Origin of the sequence: Nonomuraea sp. CA-218870 (assembly GCF_050936535.1) — a bacterium.
Classification (GTDB): Bacteria; Actinomycetota; Actinomycetes; order Streptosporangiales; family Streptosporangiaceae; genus Nonomuraea; species Nonomuraea corallina.
Genome location: NZ_JBNJMN010000001.1, coordinates 3,284,063 through 3,306,711, shown reverse-complemented (window position 1 = coordinate 3,306,711; position 22,649 = coordinate 3,284,063). Strand labels below are relative to the sequence as shown.

Sequence of the window (22,649 nt, the reverse complement as noted above, 5' to 3'; positions counted from 1 at the left end):
CTCTATGGTCTTGGATCGTGGATCCCGTACAAGGCACTCTCGACGAGCTCGGCACCCCGCTGAGCGAGGTCACGTTCGTGGTGTTCGACCTCGAGACCACCGGCGGATCACCGGCCGACGACAAGATCACCGAGATCGGCGCGGTGAAGGTGCGGGCGGGCGAGGTGCTGGGCGAGTTCTCCACCCTGGTCGACCCCGGTGGGCCGATCCCGCCGTTCATCTCGGTGCTGACGGGCATCACCGACGCGATGGTCATGGCGGCCCCGCGCGTCGAGGCCGTGCTGCCGAGCTTCCTGGAGTTCATCAGGGGGGCCACGCTCGTCGCCCACAACGCGGGCTTCGACACGCGCTTCCTCAAGGCCGCCTGCGCCTCCCACGGCTATCCCCCGCCGGCCAACCCGGTGGTCGACACCGTCGACCTGGCCCGGCGGGTGCTCACCCGCGACGAGACGCCCAACAGCAAGCTGTCCACGCTGGCCCGGTTCTTCCGCGCCGCCACCGAGCCGTGCCACCGCGCGCTCCAGGACGCCAGGGCCACCGTCGACGTGCTCCACGGGCTCATCGAGCGGGCCGGTTCCTTCCAGGTCCACACGCTGGAGGAGCTCAAGTCGTTCGTCCGCGCCCCCACGCCCGAGCAGCAGCGCAAGCGCCACCTCGCCGAGTCGGTGCCGCACGCCCCGGGCGTCTACTTCTTCGAGGACGAGCGCGGCGAGATCCTCTACATCGGCAAGAGCACCAACCTGCGCAACCGCGTACGCTCCTACTTCACCGCCGGCGAGACCCGGCCGCGCATCCGCGAGATGATCGGCATCGCCGAGCGGGTCCGCCACATCGTGTGCGCGACCGCCCTGGAGGCGGAGGTGCGCGAGCTGCGCCTGATCGGCGGCGCCAAGCCCCGCTACAACCGCAGGTCCCGGTTCCCCGAGAAGGTCGTCTGGCTCAAGCTGACCCAGGAGCCGTTCCCGCGCCTGTCGATCGTGCGCGAGGTGAAGGACGACGGCGCCGCCTACCTCGGCCCCTTCTCCAGCACCCGCCTGGCCGACGACGCCCGCAACGCCCTGCACGAGGCGGTGCCGCTGCGCCAGTGCACCCAGCCGATCAGCCTGCGCACCCGCCGCGCCGCGTGCGTCCTGCACGAGATGGGCCGCTGCGGCGCCCCCTGCGAGGGCAAGCAGAGCCAGGCCGACTACCTCACCCATGCCGAGGCGGCGCGGCGGGCGATGACGCTCGACGCCTCCCCCGTCTTCTCCGCGGTCTCGGCCCGGATGGAGCGGCTGTCGGTCGAGCAGCGCTACGAGGAGGCGTCCGTCGACCGCGACCGGCTGGCGGCGTTCGTCCGCACCGCCGCCCGCATGCAGCGGCTGTCCTCCGTCACCCGCATCCCCCACCTGGTGGCGGCCAGCCCCGCCTTCGACGGCGGCTGGGACATCCACGTGATCCGCTACGGCCGTCTCGCCGCGGCCGGGGTCATGCCGCGCGGCGCCCACCCCACCCCGTTCGTCGAATCGCTGTCCACCGCGGCCGAGGCCGTCATCCCCGGCCCCGGCCCGGTCCACGCCGCCAGCGCCGAGGAGACCGAGTGCATCCTGCGCTGGCTGGAGTCTCCCGGGGTGCGGCTGGTCGAGGTCGACGGCGAGTGGAGCCTGCCCGCCCACGGCGCCGCCCGCCACAAGGCCCGCATCGACCTGGCCTACCAGGGATTCGACCGCGTCCGCCACCGCGAAGGGCGGCCTCTGCGCTGATTCGCTACAGTGGGCGTCATGGTCACGGCTATCGTTCACATCAACGCCGAGGTCGACCGCATCCCGGAGGTCGCCGAGACGATCGCCGAGATCGACGGCGTCAGCGAGGTCTACTCCATCACCGGCGACTACGACCTGCTGGCCATGGTGCGCGTGGCCGAGTACGAGCAGATCGCCGAGGTCATCCCCGGACGCATCAACAAGGTGCCCGGCGTGCTCAACACCGAGACCCACATCGCCTTCCGCGCCTACTCCAAGCACGACCTGGACGCGGCCTTCTCCATCGGCTTCCCGTACGCCGACTGACGGAGGGATGAGCGCCTCACCGGCGTTCGCCCGAGGCACCGCACCCGGCTGACCGGCGGCGCGTCCTGCTGCCGCGCCGGGCACCCGGCATCCGCCCTTTGCCACGGCGGTCCTCTCATCCGACGCACGGCCGGAAAGGCCGAAGGGCCCGGACGAGGCGTCCGGGCCCTTCGAAACCGCTTGCTAGCGCGACACCGTGTGGTCCTCGCCGGGACCGATCGCGGCGTGCTCGTCCTCCTCGTGGCCGTGGCCGGACTCGAGGGGGATCTTCTCGCCGCCGTACGCCTTGGACATGCGGGCGCGCAGCTTGCCGATCGGGCCGCGCATGCCCTTCGGCGGGATGCCGGACGGGTCCTCGGCCACCGGCAGCATCGGCACCGCCTGCTTGCCCCGCACGTGGGCCTCGATGTCGTCCGCCGGAGGCGTGTGGACCTCGATGAACTCACCGTGCGGCAGCCGCTTGATGACACCCGACTCCACGCCGTGGCTGAGCACCTCGGCGTCCGAGCGCTGCAGGCCCAGGCAGATCCGGTAGGTGATGATGTACGCCAGCACCGGGGCGGCGAACACCAGCACGCGACCGGCGTACGTGGTCCAGTTGAGGTTGATGTGGAAGAACGCCGAGATCTCGTCGTTCGCCCCCAGCAGCCAGAGCACGCCGTAGAACGAGATGCCCGCCATGCCGATCGAGGTGCGGTGCGGGTTGTTGCGCGGGCGCTCCGCGATGTGGTGCTCGCGGTTGTCGCCGGTGATCCAGCGTTCCAGGAACGGATAGAGCGCCAGCCCGGTCATGACGATGCCCAGCGGCACCAGCGCCGGAATGATCACACTGAGCGGCAGCGTGCCCGCGTGGGCCGTGCCGAACATGTTGATCTCCCAGGCCGGCATGATGCGCAGCGAGCCTTCCAGGAAGCCCATGTACCAGTCGGGCTGTGATCCCGCGGAGATGTCGGCCGGGGTGTAGGGACCGTAGATCCAGATCGGGTTGATCTGGGCGAACGTCGCCAGACCGGCGATCACGCCGAGCGTGAACAGGAAGTAGGCGCCCGCCTTGGCCATGAACGCCGGGTAGAACGGCGCGCCCACCACGTTCTGGTTGGTCCGTCCCTTGCCCGCCATCTGGGTGTGCTTCTGCACCCACATGAGCACCATGTGGGCGGAGATCAGCGCCAGCAGGATGCCGGGGATGAGCAGGATGTGCAGCGAGTAGAACCGGGCGATGATGTCCGTGCCCGGGTACTCCCCGCCGAACAGGAAGAACGTGATGTACGTGCCCACCAGCGGCAGCGAGATGGCCACGCCCTCGGTGATCCGCAGACCCGCGCCGGAGAGCAGGTCGTCCGGCAGCGAGTAACCGGTGAGGCCCTCGGCCAGGGCCAGGGTCAGCAGCAGGATGCCGATGATCCAGTTGATCTCACGCGGCTTGCGGTAGGCGCCGGTGAAGAACACCCGCAGCATGTGGGCCATCATGCCCGCGACGAACAGCAGGGCCGCCCAGTGGTGCATCTGCCGGATGAGCAGACCTCCGCGGACGTCGAAGCTGATCTCCAGCGACGACGCGTAGGCCGCGGACATCCCCACGCCCTGCAGCGGCGCGTAGGAGCCGTTGTAGATCACGTGCTCCATGCTGGGCTGGAACCAGAACGTCAGGAACGTGCCGGTCAGCAGCAGGATGATGAACGAGTAGAGGGCGATCTCCCCGAGCAGGAACGACCAGTGGTCGGGGAAGATCTTGCGCAAGTTGCGCTTGAGGAAGTTGGCCCCGCCCAGCCGCTCGTCGAGCCAGTTGGACGGCCCGCCGATCGCCTTGGGAACGGTTGTCAGCTCGCTCATGCCTGGCCTCCCTTGGCCCTGGCCTCGGCCTCGGCGTCACCGCGCTCCCAGTAGCTGGGACCGACCGGGACCGGGAAGTCGCCGGCCGCGACGAGGTAGCCCTCGTTGTCGACGGTGATCGGCAGCTGCGGCAGCGGCCGGGCCGCCGGGCCGAAGATGACCTTGGCGCCGTCGGCGGCGTCGAACGTCGACTGGTGGCACGGGCACAGGATGTGGTGGGTCGTCTGCTCGTACAGGGCCGCGGGGCAGCCGACGTGCGTGCAGATCTTCGAGTAGGCCACGATGCCGTCGTGCGTCCAGTTCTTGTTGACGCCCGACTTCAGCTCCTCGGGCCGGAACTTGATCAGGATCAGTGTGGCCTTGGCGAGCACGTTCATGTCGTGCTCGTAGCCTTCGGGCACGATCGACATGATGCCGCCGGGAGAGTTGAAGTCGGCCGCCCTGATCGGCTGGCCGGTGCCCTCGACGACCAGGCGCAGCGGCCTGCCGTCCTCGGTCTTCTCGCCCCAGACGGTGTGGCGCAGCAACTTGTTGAAGTTGGTGGCCTTCATCTTGGTGTTGTCGAGGTCGCGCAGCATGATCAGCGGGATCAGGCCGAGCGGCGCCGCCGCCAGCAGGAGCGTGCGGCGCATCATCTTGCCCTTGACGAAGCCGCTCTCGTTGGCGCCCTCGACGAAGGTGTCGGCCACGACCTCGCGGGCGTCCCCGCCGGAGACCATCTCGTGGCGCTCCTGGACCAGGGCGTACTTCGGCATGATCTGGCGGACCCAGACGACGATGCCGACGGCCATGGCCAGCACCGCCACGGTGAGGGAGCTGCCGAGGGCCAGGTTGGACGTGCCGGTCGCGTCGGGGTCGCCCACCTGGAAGACCACGTAGGAGACGAGGAAGGCGATCCCCGCCAGGAACGTGATCAGGAAGCAGAGGGCCACGAGCTTCTCGGCCCGGCGCGCCTTCTGCTCGTCCTGCAGCGTGATGCCGGGGGTCTCGCCCCCGGTGACGCCGGCGTCGCGCGCCTCCGCCTCGCCGAGCATCGAGGTGCCCGGTGGGGGGGTGCCGATCACGCGCTTGGGGACGCGATCGTCCGGCTGCTCGATCTCGTGCTCGTTGTCAGTCATGACTTCTGTCGCTTCTTCGCGGTGATCCAGATGGCGGCGAGGACCAGGGCCAGGATGCCTACGATCCATGCTACGAGTCCTTCGGTGACCGGGCCGATGCGCCCGAGGCCGAAGCCTCCGGGGTCCCTCTGCTCGCGCACCTGGACGATGTAGGCGATCATGTTGCGCTTCTCTTCGGGCGTGATCGTCGTGTCGTTGAAGACGGGCATCGCCTGCGGGCCCGTGACCATCGCCTCGTAGATCTGGGTGGGAGAAGACTCGTTCAAGTTGGGGGCGTACTTGCCGCGCGTCAGAGCGCCGCCGGCGCCCGCCCAGTTGTGACACTGGATGCAGTTGGCGCGGAACAGCTCACCGCCCTTGGCGGCGTCGCCCAGCGCGGGGTCGACCTGCTCGCCGGACGGCACGGTGGGACCGCCGCCGAGCGACTGCACGTAGGCCGCGATGTCGCTGATGCTGTTGCTGTCGACCCACGAGGGCAGCGGCTTGCGCGGCACCTGGGCTCCCGGATCGGCCGCGGGCATCCGGCCGGTGCTCATCTGGAAGTCGACGGCCGCGGCGCCGACGCCGATGAGCGTGGGCCCCGTAGAGGTGCCCTGGGCGTTGAGCCCGTGGCAGCTGGCGCAGTGGGCCTGGAAGAGGCTCTTGCCTCTGGCCACGTCGTCAGCCTTACCCGACGCGAGCGCCGCGTCAGCGGGCCTGCTCACCTGCACGAAGGTGGCATATGCCGTCCCGACCAGCGCCAACGCCAAAATCAGGACGGCGTATCTCGCGAGGGGATGCCGCCGCCAAGCGGTGATCCTAACCACAGAGATCCCGTTCCTTACCGAATGATGTAGATGGTCGCGAAAAGACCGATCCAGACGACGTCGACGAAGTGCCAGTAGTAGGACACGACGATGGCGCTGGTGGCCTGCTCATGCGTGAAGCGCTTCGCGGCGTACGTACGTCCCAGCATGAACAGGAACGCGATCAGTCCACCGGTCACGTGCAGGCCGTGGAAGCCCGTCGTGAGGTAGAACACCGACGTGTAGGGGTTGGCGGACAAGGTCGCGCCCTCGTTTGCCAGCTCCATGTACTCGTACAGCTGGCCGGCGATGAAGACCGAGCCCATGAGGAAGCTGACGAAGTACCAGAACCTGAGCTTGCTGACTTGCCCCTTTTCCGCGGCCCACACGCCGAGCTGGCACGTCACGCTGGACAGTACCAGGATGATCGTGTTGACCGTCGCGAACGGGATGTTCAGGTGAGCCAGACCCTCGGTCGAGGCGCCCGCCTGGGTGTAGGCGGGCCCCCAATCGATGCCTTGGCCCACGCTCACCGACCGGATGGTGAAGTACATCGCGAACAGCGCCGCGAAGAACATGAGCTCAGAGGACAGCCAGACGATCGTACCCACACTGACCAGGTTTGGTCTGCGGTACGCCTGACCTGTCGTCGTCGAAGTAATTGCGGATGCTGTCGCCACGGCGCCATTATTGCGGCTCCTGTGGTCGGTCCGGCGCACGACCCCCCGTTAGCGGGTACAAGCAGGCATCCCACCTGAGATAATCAGGACATAACACCCACCAGGGGTGCTGGCCTGGGTTCGCACGCCACGCCAACGGTACGATCCCAGGTGACCCTACCGCTTCGACCGATAGTGAGTGCGACCGTGAGCACCGACGACACGATGAAGGTCCTCGTCTACAGCGACGACGCCGCCACCCGGCAGGAGGTGAAGCTGGCCATCGGCCGGCGACCGGCCGCGGACGTGCCCTTCGTCGAGATCGTGGAGTGCGCCACCGAGCCCAAGGTCCACCAGTGGCTCGGCTCCGGCGAGATCGACGTCGCCGTGCTCGACGGCGAGACCCAGCCCGCCGGCGGCATGGGCATCAGCCGCCAGGCCAAGGACGAGGTCTACGACTGCCCGCCGATCTGCCTCATCATCGCCCGGCGCGACGACCGGTGGCTGGCCGACTGGTCCAAGGCCGACGCCGTGGTGTCCCAGCCCCTGGAGCCCCTCGTGCTGGCCGAGACCGTCGCCGACCTGATGCGCCGCCGCTCCTCCAGCCGACTCAACGCTAAGTAGGTGCCTGACGTGGATTCGCGGACGACCTGGCCGGCGATCCTCTCCGCGCTCCTGTCCGGGGAGCACCTCACGGCCGACGAGACGGCCTGGGCGATGCGGGAGATCATGTCCGGCTCCGCCACGCCCGCCCAGATCTCCGCCTTCGTCGTCGCCCTGCGCGCCAAGGGCGAGACGGTGGCCGAGGTGACCGGCCTGGCCCGCACGATGCTCGACCTCGCGACTCCCCTGCACGTCGAGGGCCCGATCGTCGACGTGGTCGGCACCGGCGGCGACCGCGCCCACACCGTGAACGTCTCCACCATGGCCGCCATCGTGACCGCGGCCGCCGGCGCCCGCGTCGTCAAGCACGGCAACCGCGCCGCCTCCTCCTCGTGCGGCGCCGCCGACGTGCTGGAGCACCTCGGCATCCGTCTCGACCTGACCCCGGAGCAGACCGCCCGGGTGGCCACCGAGGCCGGCATCGCCTTCTGCTTCGCCCCGGTCTACCACCCGGCGCTGCGCTTCGCCGGGCCGACCCGCAAGGAGATCGGCGTCCCCACCGTCTTCAACTTCCTCGGCCCGCTCACCAACCCGGCCCGGCCGACCGCTCAGGCCATCGGCGTGTACGACCCGCGCATGCTGCCGGTGCTGGCCGGGGTCTTCGCCGAGCGCGGCGTGTCCGCCCTGGTCTTCCGCGGCGACGACGGGCTGGACGAGCTGACCATCGCCACCACCTCCACGGTGTGGGTGGTCCACGACGGCGGCGCCGACCGGACCACGTTCGACCCCGCGGTGCTCGGCATCCCCCGGGCCGAGGCGGACGCCCTGCGCGGCGGCGACGTGGCCTTCAACGCCCGAGCGGTGCACGACACACTCGGCGGCAAGTCCGGGCCGGTGCGCGACGCCGTGCTGCTCAACGCGGCCGCGGCACTGGTCGCGCTCGACGGCCCCGGCGACGACCTCGACTCAGCCATGATCGACGCCTACGCGCGGGCCACCCAGGCGGTCGACTCCGGCCGGGCCTCGGCCACCCTCGAAGGCTGGATCAAGACCAGCGGCTCCATCGCCTCCTGACCCTCGGGCAACGCCGCCGGCCCGGAACCGCGCTCCAGGTCGTCGACGCCGTACCTGCGCAGGCCGGTCTGCGCGAGGTACTCGTGCTCGGACGCGTCACCCGCTCGCTCTCCCGTGATGATCACCTGATGTGGTGTCAGCGGATGCTCCAGGGTGAGGCCGGTCGGCCCGTCTCCGAGCAGGGCGCGCACCACCATCCCGTGGAAGGCGCCCGACGGCGGCGTCTGCGGGTGTCCGGCGGCGGCGGCCCGGCCGTGGCCGAGGGTCAGGAGAACGGCAGGGTCGGCCCGTCCTTGATGGAGCTCCACTTGAGCCACTGCTTCCAGTTCTCCTGCCAGTGACCCCAGCCGTTCGTCGGCTCCAGCGGGCGCGGTGAGCCCGTGATGACGATGGGGTCGCCGATCAGCGTGTTCTCGATGAACCAGGCCGCGTTGGCGGGGCTGATGTTCACGCAGCCGTGGCTGACGTTGGAGTTGCCCTGTGAGCCCACCGACCAGGGCGCGCTGTGCACGTACTCGCCGCTGTTGGAGATCCGCACCGTGTTGTAGACGGTCATCTGGTAGTAGCCGGCCTGGCCGGGGCCGATTCCGGGCGAGGTCATGACGGTGACGGGCTCGCGGGACATCGCCAGATGGATGCCCGAAGTGGTGTGATATTTCATGACGCCGCCCTGGCCGGCGCTCATCGGCATCTCACGGATCTTCTTGCCGTTGCGCCGCACGACCAGGACGTGCTCGTTGACGCTGCCCTTGGTGATCTGGGAGCGGCCGACCCGGAAGTCCAGCGCCAGGTCGCGCTTGCCGTACATGCCCTTGCCGCCATGCACGCCCGCCAGGTTGGCCTCCACGCGCACGTCGGTGTGCGCGGGCCAGTACTGACGCGGCCGGAAGTCGACGTGCTGGTCGTCGAACCAGTGCCAGGCCCCCTCGACGGGCCTGGAGGTACGGACGAGCAGGTTGCGCTCGACCGAGACGCGATCGGTGATCGGCTGGTCGAAGGCGATCATGATGGGCATGCCGACGCCGACCGTCAGGCCGGTGGTGCCCTTGCTGGGCGTGATGCTCTGGACGTCGAAGGCCTTGGCCGCCTTCACGGTGGAGAACGTGCTCGTCTTCTCGGTCTGCTTGCCGTCGGCGTTGACGGCGATCGAGCTGACCGTGTACCTGGCTCCCGGGCGGGCGGTGGCGGTGCTGCGCCAGCGGGTCTTGTCGGTGCTCAGCACGCCCGCGAGGGTCCCGTCCTCGCTGCGCACCGTGACGCTCCTGAGCGTGCCGCCGAGGACCGCCACGACGACTCCCTGGTCTGTCGGCACGTTGGCCGCCCGGTCGGCCGGCTGGATCGCGACGGTGGCGTCGGGGGCCGCCTGCCGGTCCTCGTTCGCGGCGCTGCTAGCCGAGCACGCCGCCGGCGTCACGGCCAGGCCCAGGCTCAGGCTCAGACCGAGTCCCCTGCGCAAGCCCCTGCTCAGGCCCCTGCTCAGGCCCCTGCTCAGACCGTCGCTCAGGCCCCCGCGCAGGCGCGCGCTCCAGGCCGTGCGTCGAGCCTGGCCCAACGATCGATACGCCACACGCACTCCCCCGTCCGAGTCGAGCAGATTCACCTCTCTTATTACCCTGAGTGATCGATTGGCCATATCCGCGTTTCAGTAAAGAACACCAAAAAGCGGGCGTCCCCTCTCGAAGAAGGACGCCCGCTCCTGGACGAGGCTCAGTGCGAGAAGTGGCCCCGGTAGTACTGGAACACGAAGCCGATCAGCGCCATGATCACCAGGAACACCCCGATGAAGAACATCCACAGGCCGATGACGAACCCGGCGAAGGTGAAGGCCGCCGCCAGGCAGACGAACAGCGGCCACCAGCTGCTGGGGCTGAAGAAGCCGATCTCACCGGCGCCGTCGCTGATGTCGGCCTGCTTGTTGTCCTCCGGCTGGTCGCCGATGCGCCGCGCGGTGAACATCAGGTAGTAGCCGATCATGAACGCGAAGCCGACCGAGATCGCCATCGCGGTGGTGCCGACCGGCTCGCCCACGCCGGTGGCCGCCTTGGTCCAGAACCAGTAGGCGACGGTGACGCCGGCGAAGAACAGACCGCACAGCAGGAACAGCCAACCTTGGACCTTCATCGGGCCTCCACCTCCGGCGCGGGCTTGGCGGACAGGTGCGGGTACTTGAGGTCGAACGCGGGACGCTCGGACCGGATGGGAGGCAGCTTGGTGAAGTTGTGGCGCGGCGGCGGGCAGGAGGTCGCCCACTCGAGCGAGCCGCCGTAACCCCACGGGTCGTCGACGGTGACCTTGGGCGCCGTGCGCCAGGTCTTCCAGACGTTGTAGAAGAACGGCAGCGTCGAGGCCCCGAGCACGAACGCGCCCACCGACGAGATCATGTTGAGGTCGGTGAAGCCGTCAGCGGCCCCGTAGTCGGCGTAGCGGCGCGGGAAGCCGAGCATGCCCAGCCAGTGCTGCACCAGGAACGTGGCGTGGAAGCCGATGAACAGCAGCCAGAACTGCAGCTTGCCGAGCCGGTCGTCGAGCATCCTGCCGGTGAGCTTGGGCCACCAGAAGAAGAACCCGGCGAACATCGCGAACACGACCGTGCCGAAGACCACGTAGTGGAAGTGGGCGACGACGAAGTAGGTGTCGCTGATGTGGAAGTCGAGCGGCGGCGAGGCCAGGATGACACCGGTCAGGCCGCCGAGCAGGAACGTCACCAGGAAGCCGATCGAGTAGAGCATCGGCGACTCGAACGACAGGTGGCCGCGCCACATCGTGCCGATCCAGTTGAAGAACTTCACGCCCGTCGGCACCGCGATGAGGAACGTCATGAACGAGAAGAACGGCAGCAGGACCTGCCCCGTCGGGAACATGTGGTGCGCCCACACGGTCATCGACAGGCCGGCGATGGAGATCGTCGCGCCGACCAGGCCGATGTAACCGAAGATCGGCTTACGGCTGAAGACCGGCAGGATCTCCGTGATGATGCCGAAGAACGGCAGCGCGATGATGTAGACCTCGGGATGGCCGAAGAACCAGAACAGGTGCTGCCACAGCATCGGCCCGCCGACCTCGGTGGCGAAGATCTGGGTGCCGAACTTGCGGTCGGACTCCAGCGCGAGCAGCGCGGCGGCCAGCACCGGGAAGGCCATCAGCACGAGCATGCTGGTCAGCAGGATGTTCCAGGTGAAGATCGGCATCCGGAACATGGTCATGCCCGGCGCCCGCATGCAGATGATCGTGGTGATGAAGTTGACCGCGCCCAGGATCGTGCCCAGACCCGACATCGCCAGACCCATGATCCACAGGTCGCCGCCGATACCGGGCGAGTAGACCGCGTTGGACAGCGGCGCGTAGCCGAACCAGCCGAAGGCCGCGGCGCCCTCAGGGGTGAGGAAGCCCGAGACCGCGATGAGGCTGCCGAACAGGAAGAGCCAGTAGCTCACCATGTTGAGGCGGGGGAACGCCACGTCGGGGGCGCCGATCTGCAGCGGCATGATCGCGTTCGCGAAGGCCGCGAACAACGGCGTCGCGAACATCAGCAGCATGATCGTGCCGTGCATGGTGAACAGCTGGTTGAACTGCTCGTTGCTGGTGAACTGCAGCCCCGGCTGGGCCAGCTCGGCCCGCATGACCAGGGCCATCAGCCCGCCGACCAGGAAGAAGATGAACGCGGTGATCAGGTAGAGGTTGCCGATCACCTTGTGGTCCGTGGAGGACAGCCACTTGGCGATGATGCGGCCCTTGGAGGTGGGCCGCCGCACCGGCCGGACCGGTGTGGAGACGGGCTCTTGGATGGCGGTCACTGGGCACTCCCCGCCTGGTTGGACGCGACGTACTGGTCGAACTCCTGCTGTGACACGAGCTTCACCGAGAAGAGCATGCGGCTGTGGTCGACGCCGCACAGCTCGGCGCAGCGGCCGGCGTAGACGCCGGGCTCGTCAAGGGTGGTGATCTCGAACTTGCGTCCCGGGTTGTCCTCGGGGATGCCGGGGATGACGTCCCGCTTGAACAGGAACTCGGGCACCCAGAAGGAGTGGATCACGTTGTCGGTCTCAAGGTCGAACTCCACCCGCTGCTTGACCGGCAGCACGAGCTGCGGACCCTGCTGGTAGTCGCTGACCGGCATGCCGGTCACCGGCTCGGTGGTCTGGCCGTTGACCGTCGTGGTGAAACGCCAGCTCCACTGGAACGCCTCGACCTTGACCTTCACCGGGGCGTCGCCCGAGACGTAGGTCAGCTCCTCGGAGTCGCGCGCGGTGAAGAAGAAGAACACCGACACCATGACGAGAGGCACCAGGGTGTAGAGCATCTCGATCGGCAGGTTGTAGCGAACCTGCGGCGGCAGCTCGGCCTTGGCCCTGCGCCTGGTGTGGAAGAGGCAGGCCCACACGATCAGGCCGATGACCACCGCACCGGTGGCGAGCGCGGCGATCCACGCTCCGTTCCACAGAGCGGTGACGGTCTCACCCTGCTCGGTGATCGCGCCCGGCAGCAGCCCGTTGGACCACTCTGCCTCGGGAACGTCTCCAGCACACGCCGCAGCGGAGGACACAAGCAACGCCAAAGCGACGGCGCGCGGCACTCTACGCCGGGCCAACGGACGCCGCGTCGAACGGCGGGTCGGACTCACGGATCGCCTACCCCACAGATGAAGCCCGGGAGTCTCTCCCGGGCGCTCGTATTTCCTGATGCACAGCTGATTGCAGACACATTAGCGTGCAAGTGCCCCGCCCTTCCGCGCGGCCCCTCCATGGCGTGCCGCGAGTGGGATCATAGAACCGTGGCGTACTTCGACGCGGCCTCCACCGAGCCGCTGCACCCCCAGGCGCGTGAAGCGCTGCTGGCGGCCATCGACGTCGGCTGGGCCGATCCCGCGAGGCTCTACAACCAGGCCCGCCGTGCCCACCTGCTGCTGGAGCAGGCCCGTACGGAAGTGGCCGAGGCGCTGGGCGCGCGGCCCGACGAGGTGACGTTCACCTCGTCCGGCACACAGGCCGTGCATCTCGGTCTGCTCGGCACCCTACAGGGCAGACGGCGGGCCGGACGTCACCTGGTGACCTCGGCCGTCGAGCACTCCAGCGTGCTGCACACCGCCCGCCTGCACGAACGCGACGGCGGCAGCGCCGAGATCGTCGGCGTCGACCGGCTGGGACGGGTCGATCTGGCGGCGTTCTCCGAGGCGGTGTCCCGTCCCGGCACCGCCCTGGCCTGCCTGCAGACGGCCAACCACGAGGTCGGCACACTCCAGCCGGTGGCCGAGGCCGCGGCCGCGTGCCGCCGCCACGGGGTGCCGCTGCTGGTCGACGCGGCCCAGACGGCCGGCCGGATGCCGGTGCCCGAGGGCTGGTCGGTGCTGACGGCCAGCGCGCACAAGTGGGGCGGCCCGCCCGGCGTCGGCGTGCTGGCGGTCAGGAAGGGCACCCGGTTCCGCTCGTTCCTGCCGGAGGACGAGCGCGAGCACAGGCGGGTGCCGGGGTTCGAGAACGTGCCGGCCATCGTGGCGGCGGCGGCCGCGCTGCGCGCGATGACGGCCGACGCCGTCCGGGAACGCTCCAGGCTGTCCGCGCTGGTCGCCAGGATCAGGGAGACGGTGCCGAAGGTGGTGCCGGACGTGGAGGTGATCGGCGACCCCGACGGCCGGGCGCCGCACATCGTCACGTTCTCCTGTCTGTACGTGGACGGCGAGGCGCTGCTGACCGAGCTCGACAAGGCGGGATTCGCGGTCTCGTCGGGGAGTTCCTGCACGGCTAGTACGCTTCGTCCATCGCACGTTCTGGAAGCGATGGGCGTGCTCACGCATGGGAATGTCCGGGTGTCACTGCCCAGGGGCGCCTCGGCGGCGGAGGTCGACAGGTTTCTCGCCGTGCTGCCCGAGCTCGTGGCCCGGATCCGCCAGGACGCAGGAGTCGCATGACCGAGACCACTCATCCGGTGCTGACGATCGACGCGCTGGGGAAGAAGTGCCCCATCCCGATCATCATGCTCGCCGAGAAGATCAACAATGTTCCGCTGAACGCCGTGGTGGCCGTGCTGGCCGACGATCCCGCGGCCTACACCGACGTGCCCGCCTGGTGCCGGCTCAAGTCCCACCGCCACGTCGGCTCGTACGAACTGCCCGAGGGGGGCTGGGCGATCCACGTGCGGCGCAACTACTGAGCCGCACGTCACGGGGTAGTCCCCCTGGAGAAGAGACAGTTCTTCGAGGGGGGACGAGATGACCAACACCGCCGGCGATCTGATGAGCCCGGGCGTGGAGTGCGTCCAGTCGCACGAGACGCTCGACCGGGCCGCGCAGCTCATGCGGGAGCACGGGGTGGGCGCACTGCCGGTGTGCCTGGACGACCGGGTGACCGGCATCATCACCGACCGCGACATCGTGGTGGAGTGCGTGGCCCTGGGCCACGACCCGGCCCGCGTGCGGGCCGGCGACCTGGCGACGGGGCTGGTGTGGGTGCCGGCCGACGCCACGGTCGAGGAGGCCCTGGCCCGGATGGAGGAACACCAGATCAAGCGGCTGCCGGTGATGCGCGACAACCGCATGGTCGGCATGATCACCGAAGCCGACCTGGCCCGTCACCTGCCCGACGACAAGCTGGCCGAGTTCGTGCACCGGGTCTACGCCGGCAGCCGGCCCTGAGGACGACACCCGAGAACGACACCCGAGAACGACACCGCGCCCCCGCCTCTCCGGCGGGGGCGCGGCGTCAGCGGTCATGTCACGGGTGGTAGCAGCGCAGGTGCGGGGTGATCTCCGCGGCGGCGTCGGCGCCGTAGGCCGCCGTGAACCGCTCCAGGAACTCCTTCTGGCCCAGCTCGTACTCCTGGCCGCCGACGCGCTCCAGCACGTGGGTGGCGGTGAGGTTGCCGACCTGGCCGCAGCGCTCCAGCGACAGCCCCCAGGCGAGGCCGGCCAGGAACCCGGCGCGGAAGGCGTCGCCGACGCCCGTCGGGTCGGCCTTGCCGCGCTCCGGGGCGGGGGCGACGTGGATCGACGGCTCGCCCCGGCGGTCGATGACCGCGCCCTTGGGGCCGAGCGTGGTGACGCGGACGCCGACGCGGCTCAGCACCTCCTCGTCGGACCAGCCCGTCTTCTGCTCGATCAGGCCCTTCTCGTAGTCGTTGGAGAAGAGGTAGGCGGCGCCGTCGACCAGCTGGCGGATCTGCTCGTCGGCCATGCGGGCGAGCTGCTGGGAGATGTCGGCGGCGAACGGGATGCCGCGGTGGCGGCACTCGTCGGTGTGGCGGAGCATGCCGTCGGGGTCGTTGGGGCCGATGAGCACCAGGTCCAGGCCGCCCACCCGGTCGGCGACGGGCTTCAGCTCGATCAGCCGGGCCTCGGCCATCGCGCCGGTGTAGAAGGAGGCGATCTGGTTGTGGTTGTCGTCGGTGGTGCACAGGAACCGCGCGGTGTGCTGCGTCTCGGAGATGTGCACCGAGTCGCAGTCGACGCCGTGGCGCTCCAGCCAGGAGCGGTAGTCGGCGAAGTCGTTGCCGACCGCCCCGACCAGGAGCGGCTTCAAACCCAGGCAGGCCATGCCGAAGGCGATGTTGGCCGCGCAGCCGCCCCGCCGGATCTGCAGGTCGTCGACCAGGAACGACAGCGACACCCGGTCGAGTTGCTCGGCGATGAGCTGATCGCCGAAACTGCCGGGAAAGGTCATCAGGTGGTCAGTCGCGATGGAGCCGGTGACGGCGATGCGCACGGGATTCTTCTTCCTCGTTGTCAGCAAGCCAGTTGAGCCCCACGAGAATACGCGAAGGCCCCGCCCGCACAAAGGCGGAACGGGGCCGGCGGCACCGAACCAGCGGGCGATCGACTAGTTGAACGAGTCGCCGCAGGCGCAGCTGCCGGTGGCGTTCGGGTTGTCGATGGTGAAGCCCTGCTTCTCGATGGTGTCGACGAAGTCGATGGTGGCGCCCATCAGGTAGGGAGCGCTCATCCGGTCGGTCACCACGCTCACGCCGCCGAAGTCCGACACGACGTCGCCGTCCATGGAGCGGTCATCGAAGAAGAGCTGGTAGCGCAGCCCCGAGCAACCGCCCGGCTGCACGGCCACGCGCAACTGCAGACCTTCTTCGCCCTGCTGCTCGAGCAGGCCCTTGACCTTGGCCGCGGCCGCGTCGGTCAGGTTCAGGCCCTGTGCCGTGGTCTCGCTGCTCTCAACCGTCATCTGCTGACTCCCTAACCGGGTCTGTTTCCGACGTCCTGCTATTGACGCTACCAACATCGGGGGGATGCCACACATTCCCGCCCGCCCCCCGGGGGACAAATCGGTCTTCTGGGTATGTCATGATGAATCGTCAGTTCGACGATAAGGGGGTAGGGCGATGACCACCCAGACGGGACTTCCGCTCTTCGTGCTCGGCCGGGGCTCCGATCCGCACAGCGAGACAGGGGTGGACTGCCCCGGCGAGCTGCCGCCGGCCTCCGACCCCCGGCTGGTCGAACGCGCCCGCCGGGCGAAGGCGGCGCTCGGCGACCGCCTGTTCGTGCTGGGCCACCACTACCAGCGCGACGAGGTGATCCAGTTCGCCGACGTGACCGGCGACTCGTTCAAGCTGGCGCAGCAGGCCGCCGCCCGCCCGCAGGCCGAGTACATCGTGTTCTGCGGGGTGCACTTCATGGCCGAGTCGGCCGACATCCTGACCACCGACGCGCAGCAGGTCATCCTGCCGGACCTCGCCGCCGGGTGCTCGATGGCCGACATGGCCACCTTCGACCAGGTCGAGGAGGCCTGGGAGGCGCTGGAGGACGCCGGGCTGGCCGACCGCGTCGTCCCGGTCACGTACATGAACTCCAGCGCGGACATCAAGGCCTTCTGCGGGCGCAACGGCGGCGTGGTGTGCACCTCGTCCAACGCGCGCCGCGCCCTGGACTGGGCGTTCGAGCAGGGTGAGAAGGTGCTCTTCCTGCCGGACCAGCACCTGGGCCGCAACACGGCCGTGCTGGAGATGGGCATGTCGCTCGACGACTGCGTGGTCTGGAACCCGCACCGCCCCAACGGCGGGCTGACCGCCGAGCAGCTGGAGCGGGCGCGCATGATCCTGTGGCGCGGCCACTGCTCGGTGCACGGCCGCTTCACCGCCGAGTCGGTGGACGACGTGCGCGGGCGCGTCCCGGGTGTGAACGTGCTGGTGCACCCGGAGTGCCGGCACGAGGTCGTGCTGAAGGCCGACCACGTGGGCTCCACCGAGCACATCATCAAGACGCTGCGCGAGGCGCCCGCCGGGTCCGCCTGGGCCGTCGGCACCGAGCTCAACCTGGTCAAGCGGCTGGCCCAGATGTTCCCCGACAAGAGCGTGTCGTTCCTGGACCGCACGGTCTGCTACTGCTCGACCATGAACCGGATCGACCTTCCGCACCTGGTGTGGGCGCTGGAGTCGCTCGCGAGCGGCGAGGTGGTCAACCGGATCACGGTCGACGCGGACACCGCCCACTGGGCGCGGGTCGCCCTGGACCGGATGCTGGCCCTGGCCTGACGCGGCCGGCGCGGGCCGCCCGGCCCGCGCCGTTCAGTCGCCGAAGGCGTAACCCACCTGGACGGTGACGCCGATCGCCTGCCGGCCGGGGCTCACCGTGTCGTGCGCCTCGGCCGCCATGGTCCGCGCCATCGGGACCGGCGGCCCGTGCCGCTCCTCCGTGATCGACACCACCCGGCCGAGCGGCCGCCCGGCCAGCCCGGCGTACTGCGCGGCCTTGACCGCGGCCTGCCGGAACGCCTCCTGCCTCGCCGTCGCCAGGACGGCGTCCGGGTCGGACACCTCGAACACGATCCCGTTCAGCCTGGCCTCCTCCCCCACCCCGGCGACGGTGTCGATCACGTGGTCGGCCCGCGCCAGGTCGCGGACCACCGCCTCCACGCCCTGCGCCGCCCGGTAGGCCGACACCTTCGGGTACGCCTGGTACTCGGGGCCGAGCGACAGCTCGGTGGTGCGCAGGTCGTGCGCGGCGACGCCCGCCCCGCGCAGCGCCTCGGCCAGCCGCGCCGCGGCGGCCCGCGCCCCCGCGAACGCCTCGGCCGCCGACCGCCCGCGCACCTCGACGCCCGCGTGCAGGCGCATGACGTCCGGCGCGGCGTCGGCCGAGCCCTCTCCGATCACGGTGATGTCCACGAGGACCCTCCGGCCTCTAGGGTGTGCCCCTGCTGAATCGGAATGCCATCTTGTCGAACTCCGCCCGCTTCTGGGCGGTCGCGAGCACCCTGTGCACCTTCCCTGACAGGTCGATCACCACCGCTTCGTAACCGGCGCCCTTGGCCCGCCAGACGGCCAGGTGCTCGTCGTCCCACCAGCCGATCAGCCTCTGGCTGGTGAACGGCACCCGCTCGGCCTCGCCGTCGCCGCCGGTGGGATGCGCGCAGATGGTCGAGGCCGAGGACGCGCAGTGGGCGAGGAACCTGTCACCGCCGGGTGAGACGTCATCGCCTTCCACCCAGACCGGCTCGCCGGCCCCCCGCACGGTGCGCAGTTTCCCGCCCTCCAGGTCGTAGAAGGTCATCACGCCGTTCACCCAGGTGCCGACCTCGTCGCCCCTGGAGTTCCAGAAGAACCGCCACTCCCCCGCGCCCTTCTCCTTGACCCGGTACGTGCGCGCGGTGCCGGCGTCCACGTCGACGATGCCGTACCCGTACTCGACGCTGGCAGAGGCGGTGGCCCGGTACAGGGTGACCAGGGCCAGCCTGCCGTCGGGCGACCAGCGGGGCGTGGTGGGGAAGATCGGGGCGGCGCTGACCTCGATGGCGCGCCTGTTCCCGGTGCGGTGGTCGATGACCGACAGCAGCGCCTTGCGGTCGTCGTTGTAGTCGACGTCGGTGCCGAGCGCCCGGGTGCCGTCGTGGTCGAGCGCGTACTCGAAGTAGCGCGAATCGCGGGCGAAGCGGGCGGTGCCGGGCTGCCTGATGTAGAGCCTCTTGCCGCTCTCGACGGTGTACGAGGCCAGCTTGACGGGGTCGGTGGGCCGCTCCTCGATCTCGACGGAGGTCCCGGGGAGCCGGACCGTCGTGGCCGGCGGCGTGGCCGTGAGAGTTTCCACCGGGGTCGGCGTCGGGCTCGGGGACGGGCTCGGGGACGGCGTGCCGGAGGTGACGGCCTGGGTGGCGGTGGGGCTCGGGCCGGGCAGGGAGGCGACCCGGTTCACCACGAAGGCGCCGGCGGCGAGCAGCACGACCGTGGCCACGGCGGCTCCCGCCACGATCCATCCGGTCCCGCGCCCGCCGCTCGCCCGCGTGGGAGGCGGCGGGTACGGCGCGTACCCGGGACCGGCCGCGGCGGCGCTCCCCTGCCACAGCAGCCGCGCCGCGTCGGGCCCGCCCGCGGCGGCGCTCCCGGCGGGCCCGGAGAACCCCCCGGGCCCGGAGAACCCCGGACCGCCCGGAGACGGCACGCCGGGCCCAGGACCGCCGGCACCCGGGCCGGGGAACCCCGAACCTCCCGGCGACGGCGCGCCGGACCCAGGACCGCCGGCACCCGGGGACGGCGCGCCAGGCCCGGGGCCACCGGCGCCCGGGCCAGGGAATCCCTGGGGTGGGACGCCGCGCCCCGGGTCCGGAGCGGAGAAACCCGGGGCGCCGGGACCCGGGGGAACGCCCTGACCTGGAGGGAAGCCCGGTGAACCGCCCGGACCGCCGCCGTTGCCGTAGGGACCCATCGGGTGCGGGGCGGGGCCCTGGGCCTGCCCCAGGAGGCGCATCAGCGCCTGCTGGGCGGTGGGCCGGCGGGCCGGGTCCTTGGCGAGGCAGTCCGCGACCAGTGCGCGCAGCGCCGGATCGGCGACGACGCCGACGTCCGCCTCGGTGTTCATGATCCGGTTGACCACGGCGGGAACGCTGTCCTGCCCGAACGGCGCCTGCCCCGACGCCGCGAACAGCAGCGTGCACGCCCAGGCGAACATGTCCGTCGCCGGGCCCGGACTGCCGGCGCTGAGCTGCTCGGGGGCCATGAACGACGGCGTCCCGATCGCGCTGGCCGTGAGCGTGGAGGTGAGGTCGAGCGCCTTGGCGATGCCGAAGTCGATCACCCGTGGTCCGTCGGAGGCCAGCAGCACGTTGGACGGCTTGAAGTCCCGGTGCACGATGCCCGCCTGGTGGATGGCGACCAGCGCGGTGACGGTGCCGATCGCCAGCCGGTGCAGCGTGGTGCCGGTCCGCGGCCCTTCGACGCGCACCACGTCGGACAGCGTGGGGCCGTCGATGTACTCGCTGACGATGTACGGCCGCCCGTTGACCAGTCCCGTCTCGATCATCTGGGCGGTGCAGAAGGGCGCCACCCGCCGGGCCAGCTCGACCTCGCGGACGAACCGTACCGACGCCTCCTCGTCCCCGGCCAGGTCGGTGCGGAGTAATTTGACCGCCACCCTGGCTCCGTCGGGGGCGGTGGCGAGGTAGACGAGGCCCTGCCCGCCTTCGCCGATCCGCCCGGCCAGCGTGTACGCCCCCACCGAGGCCGGGTCACCTGGGCGCAGTGGCGCGAGGTCGGGCACGATTTTCCCCACTTGTGGCTTACGTCATGACTTCTCGACATTCTCGTGGCTCACGGGCGTCCGCGTCACCCTTTCGCGTCCTCAGACCGTGTCGGCGATGACGCGCAGCGCGTGCGGCGGCAGCCGGGGCCCGGGTCCGGAGCCTTGCGCGGGCAGGTGGACAAGGCGGGCGTCCAGCTCGGAGGCCGTCCGCTCCGGGCAGCCCGCCTCGCTCCGCGCGCGGATCCAGCGCGTGCGCACCACCGTGACGGGCACGACGGGCATCGCGTGCTCGGCCCTGATCTCGCGCAGCTCGGCCCCCATCGCGGGACGGGCCAGCCACTCCCCCGTGATCGCCGCCACCACCCGGCCGCGCCGGTAGAGCCGGTGCCTGTCGGCGCCGCCGGCGATAAGGCGGTGCGTGAGCGGCCCGGCCAGGCGGGCCAGCGCGGCCGCCCCCCACGTGCCGCCCAGAGCGGGCAGCCACCCGCCCAGCACCCGTCCGAACGCCGGGGCCCCGCGTCCGGGCGGCGGCAGGCAGGGCGGATCCACGAGCACGAGCCCGGCCACCCGCAGCGGGTGCAACCGGGCGAACGCCTCGGCGTGCCAGGCCGCCTCCGCGTGCGCGACCACCGTCACCTGCTCGGGGTGCGCGGGCGCGAGCGCGGCCAGCCGCGCCGCCTCGCCGCGCAGGGTCGGCGGTACGGGGGACGCGGGACTCAGCCCGAGCCCCGGGCGGTCGAACCGGATGACGAGGCGGTCACGCGCCAGCTCTGTGGCGACCGCGTCCCAGTGGCACCACGCGCCGCCGGGGCCGCAGGCGATCAGCACGGCCGGGCCCGAGCCCTGACGGACGACGTGCAGGGGGCCGGGCAGCGGGACGGTCACCTCCGACACGAGCAGCCGGACGGCCACGTACACGAGCCAGAGCGCGACCAGCGCGGCCAGCCCTCGCTGCGTGAGCCCGGCGAACCGTCCCGTGACGGACGCGGCCACGGTGAGCGCGCCGGCGACGGCGGTCAGCGCGGTGAGCAGCCAGGCCATCGGAGCCCGCCAGCGGGCGCTCAGCACCACCATGGCGACCGGCACGGCGAGCGCGGCCAGCGCGGCGGCGGCGACGTGCGCCCGGTGCGCGAGCGAGACGGGAGCGCAGGTCAGATCGCTGATCATGGCGCAGTCCATCGGGAACAGGCCGGCCAGCACGGTGAGCAGACCGGCCGCGCCCAGAGCGAGCCAGCCCGGCCACTCCTCGCGCACCCGGGGGGCCAGGGCCACCCCGGCCAGGCAGGCCAGCCCCGCCAGCACGTCGCCGGCCCGGAACAGGCGGGTCCACGGCTGGTCACGGGCCGCCAGCTCACCGAGGTAGCCGTGAGCCCTGTCGACTCTCGGCGTGGCCAGCTGGCCGGTGACCCACGCGCTGGACAGCACGGCGGCCCCGATGAACGCGGACGCGGCCAGCACGCACAACCTTCGCTCCACGTGATTATTACATCACCGTGGGTGAAACCGGCATAAAGCGGGTCAGAGCCCGGGAGCCCCCCAGACCGGGAACCAGCGGGAGAGGTCCGCCTCCAGCGGCAGCTCGCCCTCCAGCGCGCCGCGCGCCTGCAGCTCCAGAGCGTTGTCGCGGCGCTGGCCCGACAGCGGGGCGAAGGGGTAGAACGTACCGCGCTTGTAGAGGTAGACCACGGCCAGCCGGCGGCCGTCGGAGTCGGAGAACGACACCAGCGAGCACAGCAGCGACGGGCCGAACCCGGCGCCCTCCAGCGAGGAGTTGACCGCGTGCAGTTCGGTGACCAGGTCGCCGACCTCGTCCGGCGTGCGGCGCACCAGCAGCCAGGTGTAGCCGTAGCTGTCCGTGAACTCCTCGACCCGGCCGCCGAGCAGCTCCTTGACGTCGCGTTCCAGGGTGGCGAACGCGCCTCCCTCGGCCGCGCGGAACGACACCGAGCCGGTGCCGTTCGGCGTGAGCCCGGTCGCCGCCTGCAGCGTCACGGCCGCCGACGGCAGCGCGAACAGCGCATCGAGATTGGGTTCGACCGGCTTCGACCGGCCCAGGATGGCGTCGAGCCAACCCATCA

23 protein-coding genes are annotated in these 22,649 nt (G+C 70.5%); 8 read left to right on the top strand and 15 right to left on the bottom strand.

Annotated features, from left to right (window positions below):
• The first annotated feature begins 17 nt into the window (after positions 1-17).
• Together ACQEUU_RS16025 and ACQEUU_RS16020 are read left to right on the top strand one after the other, a co-directional pair.
• Positions 18-1,742: a DEDD exonuclease domain-containing protein gene (locus tag ACQEUU_RS16025; RefSeq protein WP_433066335.1), complete on the top strand. Its 1,725-nt coding sequence runs from the start codon at positions 18-20 to the stop codon at positions 1,740-1,742.
• An 18-nt stretch (positions 1,743-1,760) separates the two neighbouring features.
• Positions 1,761-2,048, top strand: coding sequence for an Lrp/AsnC family transcriptional regulator (locus tag ACQEUU_RS16020; RefSeq protein WP_270156265.1), 288 nt, complete (start codon positions 1,761-1,763; stop codon positions 2,046-2,048).
• Positions 2,049-2,231: 183 nt separating this feature from the next.
• Here the strand turns inward: ACQEUU_RS16020 and qcrB are convergent, their stop codons facing one another.
• Genes qcrB through ctaE form a run of 4 tightly spaced genes read right to left on the bottom strand, consistent with a single transcriptional unit; the run spans position 2,232 to position 6,464 of the window.
• On the bottom strand, positions 2,232-3,881 hold the full coding sequence (qcrB, locus tag ACQEUU_RS16015) for a cytochrome bc1 complex cytochrome b subunit (protein ID WP_433066333.1): 1,650 nt from the start codon (positions 3,879-3,881) through the stop codon (positions 2,232-2,234).
• Entirely contained in the window at positions 3,878-4,999 is a 1,122-nt protein-coding gene (gene qcrA, locus ACQEUU_RS16010) for a cytochrome bc1 complex Rieske iron-sulfur subunit (RefSeq protein ID WP_433066331.1), read from the bottom strand. Before qcrA ends, qcrB begins: the two co-directional genes overlap by 4 nt.
• The gene (gene qcrC / locus ACQEUU_RS16005; protein ID WP_270156262.1) at positions 4,996-5,805 is read right to left on the bottom strand and encodes a cytochrome bc1 complex diheme cytochrome c subunit; all 810 of its coding nucleotides are present in this window, start codon (positions 5,803-5,805) and stop codon (positions 4,996-4,998) included. Before qcrC ends, qcrA begins: the two co-directional genes overlap by 4 nt.
• A 14-nt stretch (positions 5,806-5,819) precedes the next feature.
• Entirely contained in the window at positions 5,820-6,464 is a 645-nt protein-coding gene (gene ctaE / locus ACQEUU_RS16000) for an aa3-type cytochrome oxidase subunit III (RefSeq protein WP_433066327.1), read from the bottom strand.
• A gap of 204 nt (positions 6,465-6,668) precedes the next feature.
• Here ctaE and ACQEUU_RS15995 point away from each other — a divergent pair, with 204 nt between their 5' ends.
• Together ACQEUU_RS15995 and trpD are read left to right on the top strand one after the other, a co-directional pair.
• Positions 6,669-7,067 (top strand): hypothetical protein, encoded by a 399-nt coding sequence (locus ACQEUU_RS15995; RefSeq protein ID WP_270156279.1) that lies wholly within the window; start codon positions 6,669-6,671, stop codon positions 7,065-7,067.
• A 9-nt stretch (positions 7,068-7,076) separates the two neighbouring features.
• Positions 7,077-8,120 (top strand): anthranilate phosphoribosyltransferase, encoded by a 1,044-nt coding sequence (gene trpD, locus ACQEUU_RS15990; protein WP_433071858.1) that lies wholly within the window; start codon positions 7,077-7,079, stop codon positions 8,118-8,120.
• Here trpD and ACQEUU_RS15985 read toward each other — a convergent pair.
• The 5 genes from ACQEUU_RS15985 to ctaC form a co-directional block, all read right to left on the bottom strand.
• Positions 8,030-8,428, bottom strand: a complete 399-nt coding sequence (locus ACQEUU_RS15985; RefSeq protein ID WP_433066324.1) for a hypothetical protein — start codon at positions 8,426-8,428, stop codon at positions 8,030-8,032. The two genes, trpD and ACQEUU_RS15985, sit on opposite strands and share 91 nt — an antisense overlap.
• On the bottom strand, positions 8,386-9,576 hold the full coding sequence (locus ACQEUU_RS15980) for a L,D-transpeptidase (protein ID WP_433066321.1): 1,191 nt from the start codon (positions 9,574-9,576) through the stop codon (positions 8,386-8,388). The genes ACQEUU_RS15985 and ACQEUU_RS15980 overlap by 43 nt, the downstream gene beginning before the upstream one ends.
• Before the next feature lie 251 nt (positions 9,577-9,827).
• Positions 9,828-10,241 (bottom strand): cytochrome c oxidase subunit 4, encoded by a 414-nt coding sequence (locus ACQEUU_RS15975; RefSeq protein WP_270156258.1) that lies wholly within the window; start codon positions 10,239-10,241, stop codon positions 9,828-9,830.
• A complete protein-coding gene (gene ctaD, locus ACQEUU_RS15970) occupies positions 10,238-11,914 on the bottom strand; it encodes an aa3-type cytochrome oxidase subunit I (RefSeq protein WP_433066318.1) in 1,677 nt (558 codons plus the stop codon). The genes ACQEUU_RS15975 and ctaD overlap by 4 nt, the downstream gene beginning before the upstream one ends.
• The gene (ctaC, locus tag ACQEUU_RS15965) at positions 11,911-12,693 is read right to left on the bottom strand and encodes an aa3-type cytochrome oxidase subunit II (RefSeq protein ID WP_433071857.1); all 783 of its coding nucleotides are present in this window, start codon (positions 12,691-12,693) and stop codon (positions 11,911-11,913) included. Before ctaC ends, ctaD begins: the two co-directional genes overlap by 4 nt.
• A 198-nt stretch (positions 12,694-12,891) precedes the next feature.
• Here ctaC and ACQEUU_RS15960 point away from each other — a divergent pair, with 198 nt between their 5' ends.
• The 3 genes from ACQEUU_RS15960 to ACQEUU_RS15950 are packed head-to-tail and all read left to right on the top strand — an operon-like array spanning position 12,892 to position 14,748.
• Positions 12,892-14,025 (top strand): cysteine desulfurase family protein, encoded by a 1,134-nt coding sequence (locus ACQEUU_RS15960; RefSeq protein WP_270156255.1) that lies wholly within the window; start codon positions 12,892-12,894, stop codon positions 14,023-14,025.
• The gene (locus ACQEUU_RS15955) at positions 14,022-14,267 is read left to right on the top strand and encodes a sulfurtransferase TusA family protein (RefSeq protein ID WP_270156254.1); all 246 of its coding nucleotides are present in this window, start codon (positions 14,022-14,024) and stop codon (positions 14,265-14,267) included. The genes ACQEUU_RS15960 and ACQEUU_RS15955 overlap by 4 nt, the downstream gene beginning before the upstream one ends.
• A 58-nt stretch (positions 14,268-14,325) precedes the next feature.
• On the top strand, positions 14,326-14,748 hold the full coding sequence (locus tag ACQEUU_RS15950) for a CBS domain-containing protein (RefSeq protein WP_270156253.1): 423 nt from the start codon (positions 14,326-14,328) through the stop codon (positions 14,746-14,748).
• Positions 14,749-14,827: 79 nt separating this feature from the next.
• Here the strand turns inward: ACQEUU_RS15950 and ACQEUU_RS15945 are convergent, their stop codons facing one another.
• Both ACQEUU_RS15945 and erpA read right to left on the bottom strand, forming a co-directional pair.
• A complete protein-coding gene (locus tag ACQEUU_RS15945) occupies positions 14,828-15,814 on the bottom strand; it encodes a carbohydrate kinase family protein (RefSeq protein WP_433066313.1) in 987 nt (328 codons plus the stop codon).
• A gap of 114 nt (positions 15,815-15,928) precedes the next feature.
• A complete protein-coding gene (gene erpA, locus ACQEUU_RS15940) occupies positions 15,929-16,282 on the bottom strand; it encodes an iron-sulfur cluster insertion protein ErpA (RefSeq protein WP_270156251.1) in 354 nt (117 codons plus the stop codon).
• Positions 16,283-16,439: 157 nt separating this feature from the next.
• On the opposite strand from erpA, the gene nadA reads away from it, so the two are divergent.
• Complete coding sequence (gene nadA / locus ACQEUU_RS15935; protein ID WP_433066309.1) at positions 16,440-17,591, top strand: quinolinate synthase NadA; 1,152 nt, start codon at positions 16,440-16,442, stop codon at positions 17,589-17,591.
• 33 nt (positions 17,592-17,624) lie between these two features.
• Here the strand turns inward: nadA and ACQEUU_RS15930 are convergent, their stop codons facing one another.
• The 4 genes from ACQEUU_RS15930 to pspAB all read right to left on the bottom strand — a co-directional run bounded on the left by ACQEUU_RS15930 (position 17,625) and on the right by pspAB (position 22,647).
• On the bottom strand, positions 17,625-18,224 hold the full coding sequence (locus ACQEUU_RS15930; protein ID WP_433066306.1) for an SIMPL domain-containing protein: 600 nt from the start codon (positions 18,222-18,224) through the stop codon (positions 17,625-17,627).
• A 16-nt stretch (positions 18,225-18,240) separates the two neighbouring features.
• Complete coding sequence (locus ACQEUU_RS15925; RefSeq protein ID WP_433066303.1) at positions 18,241-20,589, bottom strand: protein kinase domain-containing protein; 2,349 nt, start codon at positions 20,587-20,589, stop codon at positions 18,241-18,243.
• A gap of 81 nt (positions 20,590-20,670) precedes the next feature.
• Positions 20,671-22,047 (bottom strand): DUF998 domain-containing protein, encoded by a 1,377-nt coding sequence (locus tag ACQEUU_RS15920; RefSeq protein WP_433066300.1) that lies wholly within the window; start codon positions 22,045-22,047, stop codon positions 20,671-20,673.
• A 42-nt stretch (positions 22,048-22,089) separates the two neighbouring features.
• The gene (pspAB, locus tag ACQEUU_RS15915; RefSeq protein ID WP_433071855.1) at positions 22,090-22,647 is read right to left on the bottom strand and encodes a PspA-associated protein PspAB; all 558 of its coding nucleotides are present in this window, start codon (positions 22,645-22,647) and stop codon (positions 22,090-22,092) included.
• Positions 22,648-22,649: the final 2 nt, after the last annotated feature.

Coding starts and splice junctions, on each gene's coding strand:
- ACQEUU_RS16020 (WP_270156265.1), top strand. CDS start 1,761: ATGGTCACGGCTATCGTTCACATCAACGCCGAGGTCGACCGCATCCCG.
- qcrB (WP_433066333.1), bottom strand. CDS start 3,881: ATGAGCGAGCTGACAACCGTTCCCAAGGCGATCGGCGGGCCGTCCAAC.
- qcrA (WP_433066331.1), bottom strand. CDS start 4,999: ATGACTGACAACGAGCACGAGATCGAGCAGCCGGACGATCGCGTCCCC.
- ACQEUU_RS15995 (WP_270156279.1), top strand. CDS start 6,669: ATGAAGGTCCTCGTCTACAGCGACGACGCCGCCACCCGGCAGGAGGTG.
- ACQEUU_RS15975 (WP_270156258.1), bottom strand. CDS start 10,241: ATGAAGGTCCAAGGTTGGCTGTTCCTGCTGTGCGGTCTGTTCTTCGCC.
- ACQEUU_RS15955 (WP_270156254.1), top strand. CDS start 14,022: ATGACCGAGACCACTCATCCGGTGCTGACGATCGACGCGCTGGGGAAG.
- ACQEUU_RS15950 (WP_270156253.1), top strand. CDS start 14,326: ATGACCAACACCGCCGGCGATCTGATGAGCCCGGGCGTGGAGTGCGTC.
- erpA (WP_270156251.1), bottom strand. CDS start 16,282: ATGACGGTTGAGAGCAGCGAGACCACGGCACAGGGCCTGAACCTGACC.
- nadA (WP_433066309.1), top strand. CDS start 16,440: ATGACCACCCAGACGGGACTTCCGCTCTTCGTGCTCGGCCGGGGCTCC.
- pspAB (WP_433071855.1), bottom strand. CDS start 22,647: ATGGGTTGGCTCGACGCCATCCTGGGCCGGTCGAAGCCGGTCGAACCC.